At 67.1% G+C, this 21,851-nt stretch carries 24 protein-coding genes and 3 pseudogenes; 7 read left to right on the forward strand and 20 right to left on the reverse strand.

The genetic code is table 11. The annotated features are described in order from the left end of the window. Positions 1 to 696: 696 nt before the first annotated feature. Positions 697 to 1,389: pseudogene (locus ACFV9C_RS37980) on the forward strand (DDE-type integrase/transposase/recombinase); the annotation flags it as partial. Here the strand turns inward: ACFV9C_RS37980 and ACFV9C_RS37985 are convergent. Then, positions 1,384 to 2,580, reverse strand: coding sequence for an ATP-binding protein (locus tag ACFV9C_RS37985; protein ID WP_380201602.1), 1,197 nt, complete (start codon positions 2,578 to 2,580; stop codon positions 1,384 to 1,386). The pseudogene ACFV9C_RS37980 and the gene ACFV9C_RS37985 sit on opposite strands and share 6 nt — an antisense overlap. A 367-nt stretch (positions 2,581 to 2,947) precedes the next feature. Here ACFV9C_RS37985 and ACFV9C_RS37990 point away from each other — a divergent pair, with 367 nt between their 5' ends. Next, positions 2,948 to 5,035, forward strand: coding sequence for a tetratricopeptide repeat protein (locus tag ACFV9C_RS37990; protein ID WP_380201604.1), 2,088 nt, complete (start codon positions 2,948 to 2,950; stop codon positions 5,033 to 5,035). On the opposite strand, the gene ACFV9C_RS37995 is transcribed toward ACFV9C_RS37990, so the two are convergent. The 3 genes from ACFV9C_RS37995 to ACFV9C_RS38005 form a co-directional block, all read right to left on the reverse strand. Next, complete coding sequence (locus ACFV9C_RS37995; protein WP_380201606.1) at positions 5,004 to 6,590, reverse strand: hypothetical protein; 1,587 nt, start codon at positions 6,588 to 6,590, stop codon at positions 5,004 to 5,006. The two genes, ACFV9C_RS37990 and ACFV9C_RS37995, sit on opposite strands and share 32 nt — an antisense overlap. Positions 6,591 to 6,734: 144 nt before the next feature. Then, positions 6,735 to 7,232, reverse strand: coding sequence for a hypothetical protein (locus ACFV9C_RS38000; RefSeq protein ID WP_380201608.1), 498 nt, complete (start codon positions 7,230 to 7,232; stop codon positions 6,735 to 6,737). A gap of 782 nt (positions 7,233 to 8,014) precedes the next feature. Then, positions 8,015 to 8,617 carry a hypothetical protein gene (locus ACFV9C_RS38005; RefSeq protein ID WP_380201610.1) on the reverse strand — a complete coding sequence of 201 codons (603 nt, stop codon included), beginning with the start codon at positions 8,615 to 8,617 and terminating at the stop codon, positions 8,015 to 8,017. A 126-nt stretch (positions 8,618 to 8,743) separates the two neighbouring features. Here ACFV9C_RS38005 and ACFV9C_RS38010 point away from each other — a divergent pair, with 126 nt between their 5' ends. Together ACFV9C_RS38010 and ACFV9C_RS38015 are read left to right on the forward strand one after the other, a co-directional pair. After that, positions 8,744 to 9,607 carry an alpha/beta fold hydrolase gene (locus ACFV9C_RS38010; protein WP_380201612.1) on the forward strand — a complete coding sequence of 288 codons (864 nt, stop codon included), beginning with the start codon at positions 8,744 to 8,746 and terminating at the stop codon, positions 9,605 to 9,607. Position 9,608: 1 nt separating this feature from the next. After that, complete coding sequence (locus tag ACFV9C_RS38015; protein WP_380201614.1) at positions 9,609 to 9,875, forward strand: hypothetical protein; 267 nt, start codon at positions 9,609 to 9,611, stop codon at positions 9,873 to 9,875. Between the two features lie 133 nt (positions 9,876 to 10,008). Here ACFV9C_RS38015 and ACFV9C_RS38020 read toward each other — a convergent pair whose 3' ends face one another. From ACFV9C_RS38020 to ACFV9C_RS38055, 8 genes and pseudogenes are all read right to left on the reverse strand, one after another. Beyond that, a complete protein-coding gene (locus ACFV9C_RS38020) occupies positions 10,009 to 10,236 on the reverse strand; it encodes a hypothetical protein (protein WP_380201616.1) in 228 nt (75 codons plus the stop codon). Beyond that, the gene (locus tag ACFV9C_RS38025) at positions 10,227 to 11,096 is read right to left on the reverse strand and encodes a complex I subunit 5 family protein (protein ID WP_380201619.1); all 870 of its coding nucleotides are present in this window, start codon (positions 11,094 to 11,096) and stop codon (positions 10,227 to 10,229) included. Before ACFV9C_RS38025 ends, ACFV9C_RS38020 begins: the two co-directional genes overlap by 10 nt. Continuing rightward, complete coding sequence (locus ACFV9C_RS38030) at positions 11,048 to 11,722, reverse strand: proton-conducting transporter membrane subunit (RefSeq protein ID WP_380201621.1); 675 nt, start codon at positions 11,720 to 11,722, stop codon at positions 11,048 to 11,050. Before ACFV9C_RS38030 ends, ACFV9C_RS38025 begins: the two co-directional genes overlap by 49 nt. 2 nt (positions 11,723 to 11,724) lie before the next feature. Beyond that, positions 11,725 to 12,066 (reverse strand): annotated as a pseudogene (locus ACFV9C_RS38035) (sodium:proton antiporter); the annotation flags it as partial. 24 nt (positions 12,067 to 12,090) lie between these two features. Beyond that, entirely contained in the window at positions 12,091 to 12,987 is an 897-nt protein-coding gene (locus ACFV9C_RS38040) for an MnhB domain-containing protein (protein ID WP_380201623.1), read from the reverse strand. A 26-nt stretch (positions 12,988 to 13,013) separates the two neighbouring features. Beyond that, the gene (locus ACFV9C_RS38045; protein WP_380201625.1) at positions 13,014 to 13,304 is read right to left on the reverse strand and encodes a Na(+)/H(+) antiporter subunit B; all 291 of its coding nucleotides are present in this window, start codon (positions 13,302 to 13,304) and stop codon (positions 13,014 to 13,016) included. Beyond that, positions 13,304 to 13,654, reverse strand: a complete 351-nt coding sequence (locus tag ACFV9C_RS38050) for a monovalent cation/H+ antiporter complex subunit F (RefSeq protein WP_380201915.1) — start codon at positions 13,652 to 13,654, stop codon at positions 13,304 to 13,306. The genes ACFV9C_RS38045 and ACFV9C_RS38050 overlap by 1 nt, the downstream gene beginning before the upstream one ends. 122 nt (positions 13,655 to 13,776) lie before the next feature. Further along, a complete protein-coding gene (locus ACFV9C_RS38055; protein ID WP_380201627.1) occupies positions 13,777 to 14,130 on the reverse strand; it encodes a Na+/H+ antiporter subunit E in 354 nt (117 codons plus the stop codon). A gap of 465 nt (positions 14,131 to 14,595) precedes the next feature. Between ACFV9C_RS38055 and ACFV9C_RS38060 the strand changes: the two genes are divergently transcribed. After that, on the forward strand, positions 14,596 to 15,135 hold the full coding sequence (locus ACFV9C_RS38060; protein ID WP_380201629.1) for a GAF domain-containing protein: 540 nt from the start codon (positions 14,596 to 14,598) through the stop codon (positions 15,133 to 15,135). A gap of 685 nt (positions 15,136 to 15,820) precedes the next feature. Then, on the forward strand, positions 15,821 to 15,991 hold the full coding sequence (locus tag ACFV9C_RS38065; protein WP_380201631.1) for a hypothetical protein: 171 nt from the start codon (positions 15,821 to 15,823) through the stop codon (positions 15,989 to 15,991). A gap of 11 nt (positions 15,992 to 16,002) precedes the next feature. On the opposite strand, the gene ACFV9C_RS38070 is transcribed toward ACFV9C_RS38065, so the two are convergent. The 5 genes from ACFV9C_RS38070 to ACFV9C_RS38090 all read right to left on the reverse strand — a co-directional run bounded on the left by ACFV9C_RS38070 (position 16,003) and on the right by ACFV9C_RS38090 (position 19,673). Beyond that, positions 16,003 to 16,572 carry a type 1 glutamine amidotransferase domain-containing protein gene (locus tag ACFV9C_RS38070; RefSeq protein WP_380201633.1) on the reverse strand — a complete coding sequence of 190 codons (570 nt, stop codon included), beginning with the start codon at positions 16,570 to 16,572 and terminating at the stop codon, positions 16,003 to 16,005. A 43-nt stretch (positions 16,573 to 16,615) separates the two neighbouring features. Continuing rightward, the gene (locus ACFV9C_RS38075; protein WP_380201635.1) at positions 16,616 to 16,789 is read right to left on the reverse strand and encodes a hypothetical protein; all 174 of its coding nucleotides are present in this window, start codon (positions 16,787 to 16,789) and stop codon (positions 16,616 to 16,618) included. Positions 16,790 to 16,827: 38 nt separating this feature from the next. Beyond that, on the reverse strand, positions 16,828 to 17,157 hold the full coding sequence (locus tag ACFV9C_RS38080; protein WP_380201637.1) for a hypothetical protein: 330 nt from the start codon (positions 17,155 to 17,157) through the stop codon (positions 16,828 to 16,830). A 103-nt stretch (positions 17,158 to 17,260) separates the two neighbouring features. Continuing rightward, positions 17,261 to 19,177 carry an aconitate hydratase gene (locus ACFV9C_RS38085; protein WP_380201639.1) on the reverse strand — a complete coding sequence of 639 codons (1,917 nt, stop codon included), beginning with the start codon at positions 19,175 to 19,177 and terminating at the stop codon, positions 17,261 to 17,263. A gap of 16 nt (positions 19,178 to 19,193) precedes the next feature. Then, positions 19,194 to 19,673: a Dps family protein gene (locus ACFV9C_RS38090; protein WP_380201641.1), complete on the reverse strand. Its 480-nt coding sequence runs from the start codon at positions 19,671 to 19,673 to the stop codon at positions 19,194 to 19,196. 415 nt (positions 19,674 to 20,088) lie between these two features. On the opposite strand from ACFV9C_RS38090, the pseudogene ACFV9C_RS38095 reads away from it, so the two are divergent. After that, positions 20,089 to 20,256 (forward strand): annotated as a pseudogene (locus ACFV9C_RS38095) (hypothetical protein); the annotation flags it as partial. Here the strand turns inward: ACFV9C_RS38095 and ACFV9C_RS38100 are convergent. The 3 genes from ACFV9C_RS38100 to ACFV9C_RS38110 form a co-directional block, all read right to left on the reverse strand. Then, on the reverse strand, positions 20,229 to 20,351 hold the full coding sequence (locus ACFV9C_RS38100; RefSeq protein WP_380201643.1) for a hypothetical protein: 123 nt from the start codon (positions 20,349 to 20,351) through the stop codon (positions 20,229 to 20,231). The pseudogene ACFV9C_RS38095 and the gene ACFV9C_RS38100 sit on opposite strands and share 28 nt — an antisense overlap. Before the next feature lie 166 nt (positions 20,352 to 20,517). Further along, positions 20,518 to 20,820 (reverse strand): plasmid stabilization protein, encoded by a 303-nt coding sequence (locus ACFV9C_RS38105; RefSeq protein WP_380201645.1) that lies wholly within the window; start codon positions 20,818 to 20,820, stop codon positions 20,518 to 20,520. Between the two features lie 556 nt (positions 20,821 to 21,376). Then, on the reverse strand, positions 21,377 to 21,733 hold the full coding sequence (locus tag ACFV9C_RS38110; protein WP_380201647.1) for a hypothetical protein: 357 nt from the start codon (positions 21,731 to 21,733) through the stop codon (positions 21,377 to 21,379). Positions 21,734 to 21,851: the final 118 nt, after the last annotated feature.

The raw sequence follows: 21,851 nt of genomic DNA on the forward strand, positions 1-21,851 counted from the left end.
GTACGGCGAGCCGACACCGGCGGCGGCCAGGTCCTGGGACGCGAGCGCCGGCTCGGCGGCGGACGCCGCGGTCTGTCCGGCGGTCACGGCACCCAGGCTAAGCAGGGCGGCCGCCAAGAGCACGGCAAAACCACGGGGGAAGGGACGGGTCATCAGTAGGCCTCCAAGGCGGGGAGTGTCTGACCTCAGATGTCTGATGTTGTCCATGCGTGGGCTCCGGGTCAAGGCCTGACAGCAACTTTCTACGGCGGGGAGCCTCGCCGATCTCGATCCGGTCGTACTCCGCGTAGTCTCAAGCTGTGCCGCGAGTGGCACGCCAGTCTCGAGGCAATGAGCCGGGCGAGTACACCGACTGCACGGCTTCGCATCGTGATCGCTCGCCAGCATCTGGACGAAGTCGAGCGACGCAACTCCAACGGCCTACGCGCCCGGCTCGAGTCTGCGGCCGGCGACCCCAAGCCTCCTCGGGGACCGTTGACGGTCTGGATCAGCGATCGGATCCCTGGCCCTGCATCGTTCACCTAAGGAGTTGCTGGCAATCCCAGTCTTCGAACGCGGCGAGCAGGCGGCGCTCTTGGCCACCAAGTAGTCCGGCGAGGCGCCGTTATCGGCATCCTGGACGAGCACGAGGAGCCACAAACTGTACTGTCCAGGCACGTTGGTTGAGAAAGTGTGAAGACACGCGGTGAGTGTGCCGCTGAGCTGTTCCAGGTCACGTGGCCGACCGCGAAGCGCTGGTCGGAGCGGTACCGCCAGTTGGGTGCTGACGGCATGAAGGACCGGTCGTCACGCCCGCACCGGCAGCCGAACAAGACCCAGCCTGGCGTGGTACGGCAGCTCGTGAGTCTGCGCCGCCGGCATCGACTCGGCCCGGTACAGCTCGCCGACTACACCGGCGTACCTGCCTCGACGGTGTAGGCCGTACTGCGACGTTGCCGGCTCAACCGCCTGTCGTGCGCACGTCGACGTCAAGAAACTCGGCAACATTCCCGACGGCGGCTGGCGCTTCGTCGGCCGGCAGCAAGGTGACAGGAACAGGGCCGCCACACCGAACAAACCCCACAGCCCCTATCACAATCCCAAGCCCGGCACCGCCTTCGTGCACACCGTTCTCGACGACCGCTCCCGGGTCGCCTACGCCGAGATCCACGACGACGAATCCGCCGCGACCGCGACCGCCGTACTCCGCCGCGCCGTCGCCTGGCTGACGGACCGCGGCATCACCACCATCGAACGCGTCCTGTCCGACAACGGATCGGCCTACCGCTCCAACCTATGGCGCGACACCTGCACCGACCTCGGCATCACACCAAGAAGACCCGGCCCTACCGGCCCCAAACCAACGGCAACCACTCTATGGGATGCATCCGCACAATGGCCCGATCATGGCTCCAGCTCCCAGAGTGCGCTGATCGGCATGGCGCGCAGTTTGGGGCCGAACGGGAGAGTGTGCTGACCTGTGTGCAGAACCAGACCGGCGATGAAGTCGTCGCCGAGTCGATCTTGGAGATGCCGCAGGCCGCGGAAGTCGTCGGAGCGTGGGGTCGATGACGCTTTGACCTCGATACCCACCACCTCGCCGCGGCGGTTTTCCAGGACGGCGTCGACCTCGACTTGGTCGCGGGTGCGGTAGTGATACAGGTCGACACGGGTGTCGTTCCAAGTCTGTTGTCTGGCGAGTTCCATCAACACAAAGCCTTCGAGCAGCGGGCCGAACGCGCTCCCCGGTCGCTTGAACTGAGCGGTGTCTGCTCCCACCAGGTTCGCTGCGATCCCCGAATCGGTCACCGCAACCTTCGGAGTACCGGTGACTCTGGTGCTGAGGTTGCGGGACCAGGCAGGGATCAGCTTGATCAGAAAGATCTCCTGCAGCAGGCTCACATAGCGTGCGACTGTGTGATTCGCCAGACCCGCCTTGCCAGCCAGCTCATTGATGACCAACTGTCCACCGGACCGCGCGGCGATCAACCGGACCAGCTTCGCCATCTCGCCGACCTTCTCGATCTCGCCGACCTGACTGACATCGCGCGTGATGAGATTGCTGACGTAGGAGTCGAAGAACCTTTGCCGCCGGCGCGGCTGATCACGCGCAACCGCCTCAGGGAAACCACCCCGCACCACACGATCGGCGTAGTCCGCACGCTCGAGACTGGAAACGTGCCGCAAGTCCGGGCCATGGGTGAAGATCGCGTCGATGAAACGGTCCGGCCTTCCGTCGATCTCCCCTTGCGCGAACGGCCACAACTCGATCGTCTCCATCCGCCCCGGAAGCGCATCCGGCAACGTGCGCAGCCCGAGGACCCGCGCCGACCCGGTCAGCAGAAACTGACCAGGCCTCGCCCGCTCGTCGACCCGTGCCTTGATCGACAGGAGAAGTTCCGGAAGTCGCTGGATCTCGTCGATGATCATCGGCCTCGAGCCCGCCACGAACTCCCTGGGATCCTCGCCGGCCGCCTCACGAACATCGGTGTCGTCGAGGGTGTACCACTCCGCGTCCACGGCGGCCCCGACCAACCGCACGAGCGTGCTCTTGCCGCTCTGCCGCGCACCGTTCACCAGAACAACCCTCGTATCGGCCATCGCCTCATCGACCTGCGTACGGGCATGGCGTGGCACTACGCGCCCCAACGGTGACTCAGGCTCAGCTCGAGGTTCCGATCCATCGCTCATCCCGCGATTATGCACCAGACTGCAAATCTGCCGCCGCAGTGTCTGCAAACCTGCCAGATCGCTGACTGCAAACCTGACGCCGTGCGACTGCAGATCTGCCGCGCAGCGACAAGTCCTAGCCTCCGGGCTGGACAGCACTTGCGCTGCCGCCACCACGAGGAGATTGGCGCCATAATCAGCTTCGGCTTGGCATCCTCGCGTGCCCCGGGTGTGATTTAGAGTTGGCTGAGAGTGATCGGCCGCGTGAACGGCCGTGGACCGGCTTCGAGGGGTGCGCGTGCGAGCTGACGACAACGAGGATGTCGGAAGGCGTCTGCATCAGGCGTTTAGCGACTCCGGGCAGATTCTCGCCGGGTTACGTCTCCCCGCCAGGGTCGATGTCTGGCCGGTCGAGCCCCCGGTATCGCCGTTCGTCGATCGCACCGACATCGTCGCCGCGATCACCGAGCTCGCCGAGTCGGATCGACCAGGACCGGCCGTGATGGCGATCTTCGCACCGCCCGCAACCGGTAAGACGCAACTGCTCAGGCGCTGCGCCGGCGTGCTCCGCGAGCTCTTCGACGTGGCCGTCGACCAGGATCTGGACGAGTTCGTCGTCGACGGTCAGGTCGCGGTCGAGGACGCCCTCAGGGCGGCCCTCCGTGACCTCCACGTCGAGGAAGCTGACATCCCTCCAGATCTGCGGGGCCGCCGGCGTCGATTCCTGAGCGAGACCGAAGGCCGGAGACTTCTCGTCCTCCTGGACGGCGTGTCCGAGGCAGCCCAGGTTCAGCAGTTCATTCCGAACTCCCCACACGCGGTGGTCATCGCGGCCGGAGAGGTGTCGCTGGACGAACTGGCCGTGGACGGCGCCACCGTGCATCAACTCGGCGGCCTGGACGACGATCACGGTGTGGAACTCCTGGCTGCCACTGTTGATCCGCGACGCATCGCCGCAGAGGACGACGCAGCGCGAAGACTGGTCCGTCTCTGTTCCGGATCACCACACGTGCTCAAGGTTGCGGCGCGCCGTCTCCGTGCCCAGCCCGGACTGCGGATCAGGGAACTCGCCGACGAACTGGAAACCCGCCAACCGGATGCGGCGATTGCAGACGAGCGACAACAGTACTGGAACCAGGTCATGACGGTCTTCGATTCCGCCTACAACAGATTGAGTGACGCGGCCGCTGATCTCTACTGCTCGCTGGGATCAGCGCCCGGCACTCATTGGCCGGTCGAGGTCGTCACCGAGATGATGTCGGGCAGTGACGTCAACCCACACCTCTCGCTGGATGAACTGGCCCGCTCGTTTCTGGTGGAGCGGCACGGTGACGGGTACACGATGCAGCTCATGGTCCGTCAACACGCGGCGGCCAAGGCTATGGGCAGCATTTCCCAGGGAATCCTCGACGAACGTCGAGCGCGCGCGACGCAGGGCTGGCTTACGTTGGCATCCGCAGCCGACCGTCGTGTCACGGAGGATCGATTCCGGGTCATGCCACACCGGGTCGCCGGGTCACGACAGCACTTCGCGACGGCCGAGGAGGCAATGACCTGGTTCCGGACATGGCATATGTCGCTCACCGAGGCCATGAACCAAGCCTCAGCGCAAGGCCTCCACGAGGAGGTGTGGCAGCTGTTCGAGGCCATGTGGCCGTACTTCAACAGCCACAGCCAGTACCTCGAATGGATTCGGGCCGGCGATCTCGCCGTGGAATCCGCCCAGCATTGCGGAGACCTGCGCGCGGAAGCACGGACACGGTGTCAGCGTGCACGCGCATTCATCGAGCAGGCCAGCTTCTCCCGAGCAGGGGACGATTTGACCACTGCGCTGGAGCTCGCCGAGCGATCGGCGGACCCGGCGCTCCTGGCATCGGTCCACGACTTCACAGGCCACCTGCACTATCACCAGGGAGACTTCACCAAGGCGCTCGCGTTCTTCGACCATGCACTCGCGCTGAGCGAACAGATCAACGATCGCCGCGGCATCGCGCTGCAGTCGCAGTTCCGGGGTCGCTGCTTGAACCGTCTAGGCAGGTACGACGACGCATTGGCCGCGTTCGACCGGTCCGCCGAGCTGATCGCGCCGTTCGCGGATCACCGTGCCGAGTCCCGCATCCTCTCCAGCCGGGCTGAGGTCCTCCGCGTTGTCGGACGGCTCGACGACGCGGCCGCGACTCTGAACCTCGCGCTTGAGCGATGCCTGGCTCTCGGGAACACCGATCTCGCGATCCTGCCACTCGAGCAGTTGGCCGACCTTGCGCGGGAGGTAGCTGTTCCGAGCGCCGAATCGCAGTACCTGAACCGACTGCAGACGATCGTGCGAGGCCGCGCACGAGCACGCGAGGCACAGATCAGGGCGCGTCTCGAGGGCCTGGCCGGCTGAAGCGGACTCGACTCCGCGTGCGGGCCAGCACCACCTCGGCCGAGTCCCGCAGGTCGCTCGTGAGGAGATACAACCAGATCGCGGCGACAACCTCCGCATCGGTGGTCGTCGCCGACTCGGCCGTCTGCCGCTTGTCGCGCTCCGTCAGAACGAACCCGTCGGCGCCGCGGTCGCTGACGACCACACGACAGCCCGGGTAGCGTTCCAGGAGGTTCTGTACCGAGGCATCGTCTGGGCTGCTCGCGATGATCGCCGAGGAGTTCTGGAGGACCACTTCGCCCGCACCCTCTTGAGCGATCAGGTGCCGCGATCCCCTCGGCCGGGAGAACTCGGCCAACGCCGCCGGGAAACGCTCGACGAGGATCGCTCCGTCGTGCTGGCTGGTCTCGACGTGAAATGCCTTGATCTCCACTGCCCGCTGCTTCCAGGTCGGCAATGGCCGGGGTACTGGTCTTCGTAGCGGGACCAGTCCGAGTACGTCGTACAACTCCCGTTGGAGGATCGGCAGCGACTCACCCCGGTAAGCGAACAGGTCTGTGGTGGCCGCGGTCAGCGTCTGTACGTCGGCTTCCGTGATCGTCCGCCGTACCTGATCGGCGAGTGACGCGCTTGTCTGCAACCGCGGGACAACGGCAGCGAGCCGTGACACCGCGGAGCCAGGTGCGACCTCTTCGGCACCGAAAGCCCCGAGCGCCAGCGGTATCGAAAGGCCGGCACCGTAGGCGGAGAGCGAGCCGTGATCGCCGATGATGCCGTCTGCGGCTGCGATTCCGATCGGCCAGGGACCTGTCGGCGGGAGGAGGATCAGTCCGCTGCTCGTGCTGGTCCGTAGCCAGTGATGAATCTGCCAGGAACTGTGCGCCGCCCAGACGTTCGGGTGCAGGACCGCGGCCACGCGGAACTCGTCCAACGGAAGCTCTGCCAGGAGCTGCGCGGGGAGCGTCGGCCAGCGAGCGAGCAACGACCGCGGACCCCACGTGGAGGTGACAGTGATGAGCTTCTGGCCGGGCAGTACGCCGAGATCGGCACGCAGCCCCTCGCGTCGCTCCGCCAGAGCGCTCATCAGGTCGAGGGTGGGATCGCCGACGACGACGGTCCGATCGCGCAGCCCGGGAACCAGGTCACGTTGGCTCTCGTGGGAGAGGGCCAACACGTCAGGTACGGCGGTCCCCTCATGCCACAGCGCCGCCCGGGTCAAGCCCGCCAGCTCCTGCGGATCGTGCGGCGAGAATTTCTGGAATCCCGCGCCGTGCGGAAGCAGCATCAACGGACCGCGAAGCTGATGCAGGTCCGCGTGGTCGCTCGCCGAGATGATCAGGTCGAACTCGTTCTCGATCGCCTGGTTCCAGTCGATCGTGCGCACACCGAGATCGTCGAGTAACGATGGTACCTCGGCACCGAATTTCGAGCCGCGGCTGACGGCGAACTCGATCTGGACTCGCACGTCGTCGGCGAAGACCGCCAACACGTCCAGGATTCTGTTCAGCGAGGTCATCGTCCGCGTAACAGCCAGCACCCGCCGTCGCACGCCGACCGTCTCCCACCGCTCACTCATGAGCAAGCCAACGAGCCAACGAGCCAACGAGCCAACGAGCCAACGAGCCAACGAGCCAACGTAGACCCTGGTGGGGACGCAGGCACGGCGCCACACGCCAGGTGCCGCAGTCGATCGGAACCCGCAACAGCGGCAGGCATGCGATCACAACGACCCCACCGCGTCATCGCCGGCCCGAACAGGAACGTAGCGGCCAGAGACCTCGAGCTCGCCCCGCGCCGCCACAACGAATCGGTCCATCCGCGCGGCCAGTGACTTCCGAGACCCGTCGAACGCCTCGCGGAACCGCACATCGACCGCATCCTGTCGCCCCGGCGACGACGTCACCCTGATCTCGGCCACCAAGGCCAGATGTTGCTTGACGGCGCCGGACAGCTGCACCAGGTCCTCGGCGACCTGCGGCGCGACGACGAAAGCCGCGCGATTCACATACAGCCGGAAGCCTGAGTAGAGCTGCTCGAGATCACCGGGTACCGCCGGCCAGACCCGAACCCTCCAGATCTCGGCAGCAGCATCGTGCACCTCGCCGTACACCTCCAGCTTGCGATCCCGATCAAGCCGCCTGCGCACGGTCCGCTCACGCCACACTGCAACTGCGGACCCGAGTAGAACTGTGAAGACCGACGCGAGCAGCGCGATCACACTGCTCCCCCACCAGGGCGCGTTAGCCTCCATGGCCCCATAGGCTAACAACCTCCCGCGCCATTCCCGCCCGACGACACCACGTCTCGAGAATCCCTCGAGCGCCGCCGCGGACTGAGCGGGGCGTCGCTCGGCGCCTCCCATCAAGGCATCGTCCAGAGACAGTCACGGCCCCAGTCCGCGGCGGCGGGCGACCGTCGGCGCATCGGCCGTGTCCATCGCCCAGTCGCAGCCGTAACGTCGTTCAACACGACCTGCCCGTACAGGCCAACGGCTCGTGCGAGGTTGACGATCTGCGCCGTGATGCGAGTAGCTGGCATGCTCGCCACCGACGGCGCGGCAGCCTGAACAGCGTTGACCTGATACTGAGGAGATCGAGGACGTCGACCCACCTCGCCAGCTCGACCTCGATCGCGAAGTCGACCAGCGGAACCGCGGGGCGCAGCGCATCCCGCACGCGCCTTCCACCGGCCGCGTGCAGCGCGGCCGGAGCCCGGTGTCCGGAAGGTGCACTAGCAGCACGTCATCGAACGCCGCGTCAACTCCGGCAGGTGTGAGTTCTACCAACGGCTCACTGGCTATGACGTCACAGGATGCTCGTTCGACGGCCTCCACAACCCGTCTGCTGGCTGCTCATGCCGGTCCATCACGAGTACGACGGTTCGCCAGGCGACCCGTGGCCAAGGTGGAATGCTGACCGCCGCCAACGACGGAACTGCGCTGAGCTATTTGATGAAGCACCGAGCGTGAAGGCGTGAAGCACCCCGCCAGACCTCGCCTCGTCAGGTGAGGTCTGGCGGCTCTGCACTGGATGGGCGTTCGAAGAAGCGCGTCGGATCGCCGGACGCGGAGGCGGCGAGGCTCAACCAGGTGTGCAGAGCGTCGGGGTCGCGCCGCTCGAGCTCGTCCAGGCACCTTTGTCGGCGCATCACAACCCGGAGGCGAGCGGCCGGCGTGCGTGCTTGCTGCAGGTCGACATACGTCTGGCGCCACTCCGAACACAGGTCCTCGGTGGTCTCACCAAGTGACCTTCCGCGCGGGTCGCCGACTGCGGCTCGTCGCAGCGAGCGAACGGCCGGTGGGGACGTGCAGGCGACGATCGACAGTAGCCACAGTTCGTTCACGGCGAGGACGACCGCGAGGCCGATGACAGCGACCAACGTCAGACAGCCCAGCACAGCGTTGAGTGTGCTGCGCAGTCTCCCGTGGGCGGACGGACCATCCTCATGGCCGATATAGGCAGTCAGCGCACAGATCAGTGCGAGGAGACCGAGAACTCCGACCATCAGCGGCGGCAAGAGGAGAATGGCAGCGACCACACCCGTCGCTCCGACCACACCACACAGCAGACGCCATGCCATCCCGTAGGCCACCACGCCGCTCACCGACCCGAGTTCTTCCTCAACCACAACTGACGTATCCCGGTACCCGCTCTCATTCGCCTGGGGTTTCGACGCGGTGACCGCGGGAACCGCGTCGAAGGTCGACTTCGATCGACAAAGGGAGACGCAATGACCGAACTCAAGGTGAACTCGCAGTTCCTCGGCCTCAAAGACGTCAAGCTGCACGTGCATGACTACGGCCCGCCGGGCCGACCGGTCGTGCTCATCCATGGCTGGCCGCTGTCCGGCGCATCATGGGCGCATCAGGTCACCGCGCTCAGCAGCGCAGGGCTCCGTGTGATCACGTATGACCGTCGTGGATTCGGGCGAAGCGACAAGCCTCGGAGCGGCTACGACTACGACACATTGACCGACGATCTCGCCGGGCTGCTGGACAGGCTCGATCTCTGGGAGGTGTCGCTGATCGGCTTCTCGATGGGCGGCGGAGAGGTCGCTCGATACGTCGCGAAGTACGGCGAAAGCCGTCTGCACAGCGTGGTGTTCGCCGCCGCGGTGACACCGATGATGATGAAGAGCCCTGACAATCCCGAGGGTCCGCTGGACGAATCAACCGCGGCGCAGATGAACACCCAATTGAAGGCGAGTCCGAACAAGTTCTACGAGCAGTTCACCAAGGAGTTCTTCTCGGCCAATGCCGACGGCGAGCTTCTTGTGGACAAGGAGGAACAGCTCGAAGCCGTCAGGCTTTGCGGCCAGGCGGACAAGGCGGCGGCGCTGGCTGCGATGCAGTCATTCGGTACGACCGACTTTCGCGACGACCTGACCCGGATCACCGTTCCGACGCTCGTTATCCACGGCGATGCCGACGGCATCGTCCCGCTGGACGGATCCGGCCGCCGTACGCACGAAGCCGTGCGGCACAGCGAGCTCGCGGTCGTCCAGGGTGCGCCGCACGGGCTGAACGTCAGCCACGCCGGCGAGTTCAACCGCGAACTGGTCGACTTCCTCGCCCGAGCAGAACAGAAGGTGTGACATGCCAGTCCTGAAATTGCTCACCGCCGGAATGGCCGCCGGTGCCGCCGGAACCACTGCCCTGAACGCGGCGACCTATCTCGACATGGCTGCCCGCGGCCGTCCAGCCAGCAACACCCCCGAGGCTGCGGTCGACGAACTGTCCGGCAAGACCCACATCCCGATTCCCGGCGACGACGAGACGCGACCGAACCGGCTCAGCGGCCTCGGCGCGCTCATGGGTATCGCGACCGGGGTCGGCGTCGCGGCAGCCCTCGGCCTGGCATGATCACTGGGAGCACGGACTCCGGCTCCAGTCACCTCGATGGTGGCCGGAGTCGGAGCGATGGCGGGAACCGATATCTCGATGACAGCCCTGGGCATCACCAACCCGCGCCGGCTCCCCCGGTTGAGGCGTTCGTTCAGGTTATTGCGAGTGCAGCTGCGCAGATCAGCAGGCCCACTGCCGAGTAGGCGGCGTAGTCGTTCACCGAGCCGGTCTGCAGGAGTCGTAGGAGTGTCAGCGCCCGCGGCTCGGCGGGACGTCGTACGAACCAGGCGCAGAGCAGAAGACCGGCCAGGACGCAGCCACCCGCGATGACGAGTTCCGCCGGGGCGAAGTACTCGAAGGCCGGAGGGATCACCCGCACCTGGGCCTGGCTTGCCAGTGCCGCCGTGGCGTACGCACCGTGATCGAGAAGTACGGCGGCTGCCGGAGCTGCGATGTGCTCGATGACAAAGCGCGGCAGTACGCCGAACGTGACGCAGCCGCCGGCCAGGACACCGAAGGCGACCAACATGCCGGGACGCATCCGCTCCAACGGGTCGTACTCGTCGTCCCGACGCCGGAAGAACGCAAGGTACGCCGCCCGGCGACGGTCAGCACCTGTGCGACAAGGACCGCGGCGAACGCCGCCGGATGGTCCACCCGCAGCGCGTCGTGGATCAGCCCCAGCGAGGCGTACCCATTCAAGGGCGGCAGCCCGGCGATCGACGCCATACCCAGCAGGAAGGCCGCCGTGACCACCGGCCGGTGCCGGGCCAGACCGCCCATCTGCGACAGCCGCGTCATACCGGTCGCATGGACGATCGCTCCCGCACACAAGAACAGCAGCGTCTTGAACAGCGCGTGATCGATCAGGTGGTAGGTCAGCCCGGTGACTGCCTTGAGTGTGCCCGCCCCAGTGGCGGTCAGCAGGATGGCCATCTGCGAGATCGTGTCGTACGCGAGCAGCCGCTTCAGTTCGTCCTGTCCAAGGGCGAGGGCGGCGCCGAGGATCGCCGACGTCGCGCCGAAGACCATGAGGCGGGTCGGCAACGCGGTGCGATGTACGGCGTACCCGTCGAGGGCGACCCGTGCGATCGCGATGACTCCGAGGTTGACCATCAACCCGGAGAACATCGCCGAGACCGGTCCGGGCGCCGCGGAATGTGCGTCGGCCAGCCAGCCGTGGAAAGGCATCAGGCCGGCTTTGATCCCGAATCCGGCGAGCAGCGGGGCGAGCGCCACCAGGTCCGCCGTACGGACGTTCGCGGCCAGCGCGTGCTGAGGGCTCCGTGCCCGGAGTAGCGCAGCGCCGTTGCGAGGAACACCAGGAAGCCGGCGAGGTTGGTCAGCACCATCATCTTGAACGTCGCCTCGAGCGCCCACGGCCGCTCGAGGAAGAACCCGGTCAGCCCGTAGCTCGACAGGGCCGCCACCTCGAACCAGACGAAGAGGTTCAGCAGGTCGGCCGTGAGCGCCGTACCGATCATGGCTGCCAGCAACAGCTGCGCAAGACACGCGTACCACCCTGCTTCGTGTGCGCCCAGGCCGCCCAGGTCCGACAGACTGTAGAGCAGGAGCAGCGTGCCGATCATTGCTGTGAGCAACGCATGCGTGAGTCTGAACGGCTCGGCGGTGACGGTGATACCCAGCTGTTGTCCACGGACCGGGCCCACATGTCCCAGTGCGTGACCGATCAGCTGACCGCCGTACACCTGTGGAGCGAAGAGCAACAGGAGAGCACTCGAACCACCGAGAGCAAGCAGCGAGACCACCAGGGGTGCACGAGCGGAGACCCTGCTGAGCAGCGGGGCCAGGACCGCGCCGGCTATCGGCGGCACCACCGGCAGTGGTAGCGGTGCGGGATTCATGCTCATCCGCGGAGGTCGCGGACCTGATCGGCGTCAAGGGTCCGGTAGTGCTGGGCGATCCGTACGACGGTGACGAGGAGTACGGCGGTGACTGCGACGCCGATGACGATCGCGGTCAGGCAGATGTTCTGCAGTACCGGGTCCGCGACGTTGCTGTGCGCCAGCGACTCCTCCGACTGGCCGCTCAGCGGGTCCAGCAGCACGGGGGCGGTCGATCCGCGGCGGTACGCCGTCGAGAGGATCAACAGGTAGCTGGACGACTCAATCAGCGACAGGCCCATGACGATCTTGATCAGATTGCGCCGGGTCACGATCGTGGCGACACCGAGCGCGAACAGGGCCGCCGCGACGAGGGTAGTTGACGAGGATCATCGGTCGTCCTCCCCCGCGTCGTCGGGGTTGGCGGGCGTCCAGTCGTGCCGGATCGCCAGGATCGAGAAGACGACGATCGTCAGCCCGGTACCGACCTCGATCAGCTCGGCCAATGAGAACGCCCGCAGGGTGCCGCCGCTGCGCAGCGTGCGTTCCGGTGCCAGCGGCAACCAGTTGGCTCCGAACGATCCTTCGAGGATCAGTCCGAGGGCGAGTACGACGACAACCAGCAGGGCGCCGGCGAGTTCTAGGACCTCGAGCGGACCCGGCCGAACGATCCGGGCGATCCGCCGGTACCCGAAGCCCGCATAGATGAGGAGTACGAGCCCGACCAGCACGACACCGGCCGGAAATCCGCCGCCCGGCGAATAGCCCTGGAGAACGAGGTAAAATCCGGCGACCGCAAGGAGTGGGAGCACTGTCCGCACCGCGACCCGGACCACGGCCGTCATCGCCACCGCTCGCTCCGACGCCGGCGAACCGATCGGCCCGGCATCCGGCGTTTCCGGCCCAGGCTCGCGCTCTTCACGGTCGTCGGCGGCACGGGCTTGGCATTCGGCCGGACCGATTGGCTCGTTGCCTGCGTTCTCGTACTGCTGTTCCTCCAGGCCTGCTTCCTCCTCGCCGAAGAAGTCCCGGCGCCGGGCCAGGAGCAGCACGCTCACGACGGCCGCCAGCAACAGGAACGTCTCGCCGAACGTGTCGAACGCCCTCGTCCCGTAGACCACCTCGCTGACCGGTTCCGTCGTACGCCATTGCGGCAGCGCGACCGTCATCGCCTGCCGCGCGATCGGCGGGAGAGGCACACCTTCGCGCAGCAGGCCGACAAGGGCCAGACCGAGGACCACCGCCGTGGCAACACCGAGCAGCCATCCGACGACTGGCCGGTGCACGGATCCAGGGTGGGCGGGCCGACGCCTCATTGTCGCTCTTCGGGATCGTCGGCGGGTTCGCCGAGCTCGATCTCGTCCTCGACGTCGGTCCGGGTCTTGCCGATCGCGATCAGGTACAAGGTCGGCAGGGCGATCGCGCCGACCACGATCTGCGCGTGCGCGTCGTCCGGGGCACCGAGTACGACGAACAGCAGACCGAGCACGGTCCCCATCATGGACAACGCCATTGCGGCGCCGACCAGACTGCGCAGGCGGACCACAAGCACCGCGCCGGCGAGGACGACCGCCAGGCACAGGTAGTCGAGCACCCAGAACATCACTGGCCTCCACGATCATGCGGCTCGTCCGCGACCGCGCCGCGCCACTGGCGGATGCCGGTTTTGTACGCCGCCCTGGCGAGGGCGTGGGATGCGGCGGGGTTGAGGACCAGGATCAGAAACGCCACCATCAGGACGCGTACGCCGCCGTACGGCGAGAAGATCCCCTTGCTCACGGCAACGGCCAGCAGCGCCGGCAGTGCACCCATGGTGATCACCTTGGACGTGCACCCCCGCTCCAGGAACCGCGCCCACACGAGGGTCCCGAGATGGCCGAACGACGCCATCCAGAGCGCGACGTCGAGGTACGGCGTCCGGTCGGCGTACGCGGCGAAGAACATCAGCGCCAGGGTCGTCTGGTGGACACCGCGTTCAGCGCGACCACGCGATCCGTGACGGACGGCCCGACCCCCAGACGCCGGACCAGCAGGCCGCCACGACCAGCTCCGCGATCGCGAACAGCCCGAGGACCTCAACCATCGTCAGAACCCGTCAGTGCGGCGATCCGACGTTCCAACGGCCCGTTGATCGCGTCGTACCGCTTCCCGGCGGGCGGTACGACGATGCAGTGGTAGGCGAGTTCACGCCGGGAGAGATCAATGTCAACGATCTGATTGTCGACAATCAGCGAGCTGACGATGCCGACCGCACCGACCCGGCCCTCGTCACCGAACCGGGTCGGCACTGCGACGATTCCGGTGGCCAGCGGCAGCGACGGGGTCCAGATCCGCCGCGCCAGGACCAGGTTCGCGCGAACGACCTGGAGAACGGTTGCGCCGGTCAGTCGCAGGATCGCCGTGAACCACCGGGGCTCCGGAGCCGCCACGGGCGAAGCGCCGGTCCGAGCGGTGCCAGCGACCAGGCGATCAGGACGGCAATCACTGCGCCGACGATTGCCGATTCAGCCGTCATGGTCCAGAACAACGCTGCCCAGGCAAGGAACGACCAGATCACCAGTGCCGCGAAACTGCTCCAGCGTCGCGTCATCCGCACTCCTTCCGCCACCCAGCGGCTACGTGATCTCCGCTCGGCTCACCAGACCCGGGCCCTGCGGCACACACTGCATTCCTGGTCACCCGGATTCCTGGTCACCGGCAAACGGACGGTGCACCGATGACAACGACGGCCCGCTTGACGACACGCCGAAGGCTGGAGTCTGATGGATCCGAATCCTCCAACAGCGCGGGGATCCCGATGCTCGTCACGCGTCGGTCTTTGCCCACGGCAAGCGGCACGCGTCGGCGCGAGCAGCGCACCGGACCACCGTCCGGTATCAGGAGGCACGATCGGCATGCACGGTCAGCTCGCGCGGGAGTTCGCGGAAACTGCGGCACTACTACAGGACCGGGCGGACCTGGCCGAAGTTCTCGACGCGATCGTGGAGCTTGCCGCCCCGATAGTCGGTTGTCGCCACGTCGGCCTGCTGCTCTGCGGCCGCGGTCGGACGTTGCGCCGCGGACGGTCGACGGACGCCGAGGCGGCGGAGGCAGACCAGGTACAGATCGCCGTACGGCAAGGCCCGTGCTGGTCGTGCCTCGCACGCCCCGACGGACCACCCGAGCTCCTCGTCGACGACACCGCCGACGAGCCCCGCTGGCCCGCCTGGAACCGCCCGGTCACCGAACTCGGCGTACGGAGCGTCCTGACCACGCGCCTGGACACTGTCGGCAGGACCATTGGATTCCTCACCTGGTACGCCGACACGCCGCACGGCTTCGCCCCGGACACTGTCACCGTCGCCCACGTACTCGCACTCCACGCCGCGACCCCACTCGCGCGAGCCCTCGAGAGCCGGCCAGCTCGCCGCCGCATGCCCGCGCCGGCGAGATAGGCCAGGGGCGGGCCCGTGAAGGTGTCCCCAAGGCCCGCCCAACCAGGCTGCTACGACCGAGCGCACCACCCTCCCCGGTGCGCTCGGCCAGCGCCGCCGACGGCTCCCGTACGCGCGCGTCTCCCCGTCCTCCAGGTCGTCGCCGATCCGTCGTACGGCGCCGGCGATCGTGCGCGTACTCCTCGACGACCCGCGGACGACGTACGCCGAGCCGCCACCGCCGGAGTGTTGCCGCGATGCACAGGGAGTCTTCGCGCCCCTCACCCCAGGGTGCAGCTTGCTGCTCGCAACGACGATGCCGGTTCCCTGCAATCGTTGGTTTGACAACGATTGCAGGGGTTGACCCGGCATCCGCACAGCTGTCAGATGGAGGCGGAGCCCTCCAACAGCGTGGGGCCGCTGTCCAGTCCGTGAGGACAGTTGATGGACGAACTTCTTGCCGGCCGACCGCGACTCGCCGCCGAGTCGTCGTATGCCTTTGCGGTCGGCCACGTCCATCTGGGCGATGGTTACGTTCTCCGCGCAACCGATCGGTCGCGACCGATCGCAGCTCGGTCGAGCCGGGACACGTCGAGTGCGGTTGGCACGAGAACTGGGTCTCCCGCGTCCCGGCCCTGCCGAGCGGCATGATTACCCGCGCGACCGACCGGCGCCGGACGTCACGTCCGTCGACCAGGAGGCCGCCATGAGCACGATTCCGTCACCTCAGGGCCCGGTCCCGCGCTGGACGACCCGACCGATCCCGACCGGATGCCCGGTCGCACCCGGCCGGCGGACGATCCGGACGCCACGCCGTACGCGGAGCCCGACCCGGACGAACAGCTCCCCCGCCGTGACGATCCGGCCGGCGCGGTAGCCCGTCCCTGGTCATTTCTTGGCGAAATGCTCTACGAGGGACTCGCAGAACACCGGTAGATCCCCCGGGTCGCGGCTGGTGAGCAGGTTGCCGTCGATGACGACCTCCTCGTCGACCACCTCGGCGCCGGCGTTGCGGAGATCGGTCCGGATGCTCGGGTACGACGTAACGCGGCGCCCTGGAAGCACTCCTGCCTCGGCCAGTGTCCACGGGCCGTGGCAGATCGCCGCTACCGGCTTGCCCGACGCCACGAACGACCGGACGAACTCCACCGCGTCCGGGTCTGCGCGGAGCCGATCCGGGTTGATCGTGCCGCCCGGCAGGATCAACGCGTCGAAATCGTCGGTCCTGACCTCCGATACCGCGCGGTCCACCTCGAATCGATCGCCTTTGTCGATGTCGCCGTGCATCGCCTGGACCTGACGGCCCTCGATCGACACCAGCTGCACGTGGCCACCGGCCGCGACCACTGCGGCCTTCGGCTCCTCGTACTCGATCTGCTCCAGACCGTTCGCGGCCAGGATCGCAACCCGCCGCCCATTGAGCTGCCCGAACAACACGATCACCCCATCCGTCGACATCACCGAACGCGGTGCCCCGCGCTGCGAGGAACCAAACGGATCGTCAGTCGGCGTGCGCATCGAAGTACTTCGCCGGATCGGCGGAACCTCGAGGTTCGGTCTCGAGCCATTTGGCGAACGTCAACGGATGCCGGCGTTCGAACTCGTCCAGATACGTCGGCCGCAGGAGCGCCAGCCGAGCGCGCTCCGCGGATAAGGTCACCCGCTCGAGCAGCACAGAGCTCCTGCACCAGGCAGCACACAACTCCCGGTCACTCAGTCCAGCACCGTCGACAGGCACGCCGTCGACCTCCCCCTGACCTCGGGCGGCACGGTGAGAGCCGACTGCCGCAGTCTGCGGACCAGCCGACCAGCGCAAAGCCCGAGCCCAACCAGGGCGATCGCCCATAGGGCGTGACCGGCCGCCTCTCCATAAGCAACGGTTGCGATGACGACCATCCCCGCCGCGCCGGAGTACGCGGCGATCTCTCCGAACCGTGCGTTCCCATCCGTGTAGGCATAACGAAATGTGCCCACGACCGCTCCGGAGAGGACGAAGAGGAGGAGCATCTCGGTGGGCGAGAAGAACAGCGCCGACAGCAACACACCGGCGACCACGAGCGGTCGCGGACCGCCGCCCAACCGCTCCCATCGCTCTCAGCCTCCTAACACCTCATTCCCCCTGGTGCCCACTGACATGCCCGGCGACCTACCGCCGGAGTAGCGGGATGACGCCGCCGGCCAGGACGGTGTCGACTTGGCGACTGGAGAGCCGGTGGCGGAGCTGGATCCTCCGGTCGCCGACGCGGGCCTCCAGCATCTCCGAGGTCCGCAGTACGTCGCGCAGCCGTTCGAGGACGATCACGTCGCCGACGGCGATCCAGTCGTAGTCCGCGTCGTCGGCGAACTCACAGGCGAGTACGCCGAAGTTCGCCAGGTTCTGCCAATGGATCCGGGCGAACGAGCGGGCGACGACCAGGCGCAGGCCGAGGTACCTCGGCGTGATCGCGGCGTGCTCCCGCGACGACCCCTGCCCGTAGTTGACGCCACCAACGACCGCGTGGTCACCCGTGTCACGCGCCCGTGCAGCGTAGTCCGGATCGACCGGGCGGAACGTGAACTCGGACAGCTTGGCGATGTTCGACCGGTACGGCAGCGCGGCCGCGCCGGCCGGGGAGATCTCGTCCGTCGACACGTTGTCACCGACCTTCAACGCCACCGGTACCTCGAGCCGATCCGGCAGGCCGTCGAAGTCCGGCAGCGTTCCGATGTTGGGGCCCTTCCGCAACTCACCCGCCTCCGCCGGCGGAGGATCGAGCATCGCCAGGTTGACGCTGTGCCGCACCGGCAGCTCGAGCTCCGGGTACGGGACCTCGTGCTCCCGCGCCCAGTCGCGCGGATCGACGATCACACCGCTCAACGCGCTCGCGGCCGCCGTCTCGGGCGAACACAGGTACACCGCGTCGTCCGCACTACCACTGCGCCCGGGGAAATTCCGCGGCACCGTGCGGAGACTGTTCGTACCGCCGGCCGGAGCCTGTCCCATCCCGATGCAGCCCAGGCACCCCGCCTGGTGGATGCGCGCCCCGGCCCGGACGAGGTCCAGCGTCACCCCCATCCGGGTCAGGTCCTCCAGGATGCTGCGCGATGTCGGGTTGACGTCGAAGCTCACAGCCGAACCGGTCTGCCGTCCACGTACCATCGCGCCCGCGATCGCGAAGTCCCGCAGCCCCGGGTTCGCACTGGACCCGATCACCACCTGGCCGATCGCGGTCCCGGCAATCTCCCGTGCCGGTACGACGTTGCCGGGCGACGACGGTGTCGCGACCAGGGGTTCCAGGCCCGCTAGGTCGATTCTGTCTGCGACGTCGTACGTCGCGTCGCCGTCCGCGACCAGCTCGGAGAAGTCGTCCTCCCGGCCCTCCGCACGGAGGAACTCCAGCACCGCATCGTCGGCCGGGAACACGGTCGTGGTCGCACCGAGTTCGGCGCCCATGTTCGCGATCACGTGCCGGTCCATCGCGGTCAACGAGGCCAGTCCCGGGCCGTGGTACTCGACGATCCGGCCGACCCCGCCGCTGACGCCGTACCGGCGCAGCAGTTCCAGGATCACGTCCTTGGCCGACACCCACGGCCGCAGCTCGCCGGTCAGCTCGACGCCCCAGATCTCCGGCATCCGGAACCGGAACGGCTCCCCCGCCATCGCCTGGGCGACATCGATGCCGCCGGCACCGATCGCCAGCATGCCGAGCGAACCGGCCGCGCAGGTGTGCGAGTCCGACCCGAGCAGCGTCGCGCCCGGGCGACCGAACCGCTGCATGTGCGTCGGGTGCGAGACTCCGTTGCCCGGCTTGGAGTACCACAGGCCAAACCGCTCGCAGGCGCTGCGCAGGAACGCGTGGTCCTCCGCGTTCCGCTCGTCGGCCTGCAGGAGGTTGTGGTCGACGTACTGCACACTCAGCTCGGTCCGGACGCGGTCCAGGTCCATCGCCTCGAGCTCGAGCATCACCATCGTGCCGGTCGCGTCCTGTGTCAGCGTCTGATCGATCCGCACCTCGATCTCGGAGCCCGGTACCAGCTCGCCGGCGACCAGGTGCGAGGCGATCAGCTTCTGGGCGACGTTCATGGTCCTCGCCTACGGATCAGGTCTCCGGTTGCAGCATGGCCTGGAACATCCAGCTCTGTTCCTCGAGGTCGTGCAGGGCGTCGTTCAGGAGGTCCTGGCTGACCGGGTCGGGGGCCTCGGTGGCCCGCATGTCCTCGCGCATCCCTGAGATCACGACGGCCAGGCGGTCGACGATCGCCTCCACGGCTTTCACGCCGGGCAGGTAGCCGGGCTGGAGTTCGCCGGTCGAGCGGTGCCGGGCCACGGTCTCCGCGCGCCCGTCCGGGTTGCCTCCGAGGGCGACGATCCGCTCGGCCACCACGTCGGTGTGTTTGCGGGCGGCCGCGACGAGTTCGTCGAGTTGGAGATGGATGCTGCGGAAGTGCGGGCCGACCACGTTCCAGTGCGCCTGCTTGCCCGTCAGTGTGAAGTCGACCAGGTCGACGAGTGCCGACTGCAGCGCCTCGACGGTCTGCTTCTGCTCGTCCACCGACAGGTCACTCCGGATCTCGATCATGCAAGCCTCCCAACGCTCGTTCGTCCTTACCGCTCGGGTGCCCGTCGCCAACGTCGGCAAACAGTCATCTCAGTCGGTACGGCGGTACCGGTGCGCCCGCATCCGCTGACGCTGCCAGGGCAGCGAACGAGCAGCCAACGCCATGGCCCTCGCCCGGCAGGTCGACCGGTACGGCGTCAAACGGCGTACCGCAGGGTCTCGTGGTCCGCGAGATCTCCCTCGCTCGGCAAGCTGGTCGTAGCCGTCCGCCATGATCTGTGCCACCTTCTCCTTGGTCCGTCCGGTGCCCACAGCCATTAGCTCGCGACTCGCCGGGGTTCGGACGTATAGCGCCGGGTACTCCGACGGGGTCCGGCGGCGGTATAAGAACCTGCCGCATCGGCCGGAACGCATCCGGACAAAGGACAACCCCGCCATGGCAGGTCGCACTGTCCCAGTCGCGCGCCAAAGGGTCCGCCCGGCTGGAGCCCTACGATCCGCACACGCATCCCGCGGAAGTCGACGACGAGGCCTGGAGCAGATCGCCTGCGAGAACCTCGTCATTGCTGTCCGCAACTACCGCCCGAGTGCCGGCGCCGACTTCCGGTCGTACGCCGTACCCACCATCCGCGGCGGCATCCGGCACCACTTCCGCGACTGCGCCTGGGCGATCCGGCAGCCACGCCTGCGCGCGATCATCAACCAGCTGCAACTCGCCCTCGCCCGTGGGCGGCGCTGGATACGCCGACTGTCCTTTTCCGGACCGGAGCGCAACACTCGATACCGGGTGACCAGCCGCTTTCGTCGGGCGCAGAGCCTACGAACACCCCCTCCTGCGGCTGGTCGCTCCCTCGTCCACAGCTGGTTAACGCCCCACCGCCTTGGCCAGCTGAGCCTTGCTCATACTCGAACGGCCCTTGATGTTCTTCTGCCTGGCCTCGTTGTAGAGCTGCTCTTTGGTCCGGCCCTTCGACCCGCTGTGAGACCGCTGCCCGCCCCGCTTGCTGGACGACATGTCGTGCGTAGACGTCCGGCTCTTCTGCTCGGACTCACCGGCACGGGCGCGCTCCTTGTTCACGGTCCGCGCGGCGATCTCCTCCGCGGTTCCCTCAGTACGACCACGCTTCTTGAGCCCGGCCTTGATGTGCTCGTACTGCCGCTCACGCATGGAATTCGAACCAACGGGCATCGTGCTCCCCTTCCGTTGCCCGCCCGGTACCCGAACACTCCTCATCTCAACGCGGCGGGAACGGTCCCAGGAACGGCGGCTATCCGCAATAGCTGTAGACGTCCTCGTGGTATGTGCGTTCGACGACGGTCTCCGGGTCGAACGGGCGGCCACCGGCCGGCGGCAACGTGCGAGCAACCACCGGTCGGTGACTCCATCCCGGTACCCCACCAGGCGGGCTTTACGCCGCGTGGTGGCGTGGTCAGTAGCCGCCACCTCCACCGCCGCCACCGCCGACCAGGGTCAGCAGTACGACGACCACGATCACGATCGCCACCACGACGGCAATCCACAACGCCCTACGCTGCGCCTGCGTAGCCATTTCATCTCGCCTCCCTTTCGCAATCCGCTTGCCGGACGCAGACACGCGTCCATTCTTCTGTGTCACGTACCCGGCCGCTCCGCGGTTCACTTCCCGGTCCGACCACAAGTTGCTCCGGGCAACCGACCGAGTCCACCAGCGCCCAACAACGACCAGTTCGAGGTCATCGCGTACCTACGGCTGCTGCACTGAGACGACGCACACCGCATTGCTCGCCTCCTCGCAGAACAAGGCGACGTACGGCACCCACCCATCGAGCAGGACGTAGTCGACGCGGTGGTCCTCGAGCCAATCGCCCTTGCCGAGATACGGTTTGCGGAAGCTGTAGGTGACGCCGTCGTGCACCTGCGGCACCAGCCCGGCCAGCGATGTCGCCTGCTCGAACCGCTCCTGCTGGTAGTCCTCCTCGCAGTCCAGGCAACTGGTGATGAGGTGAAGCCTGTCGCTTCGAGCCGGATCCCGGCCCGCAGCGCCACGGTTTCGGTCGACAATACGTGTTGTTCGACAGCGAACCGTCCTCAGACGTTCCACGTCATGAACCTCACTGCTGTCTCACCGTCCTCGAATCGCGCCCTACCGGTACCTCGCGACATGAGCGGCAAGACAACCCGTGCGGAGGAATCACGGGGCGCCTGGATCCGGCAGAGAG

The sequence above is a fragment of the Kribbella sp. NPDC059898 genome (assembly GCF_042730855.1).
GTDB lineage: Bacteria > Actinomycetota > Actinomycetes > Propionibacteriales > Kribbellaceae > Kribbella.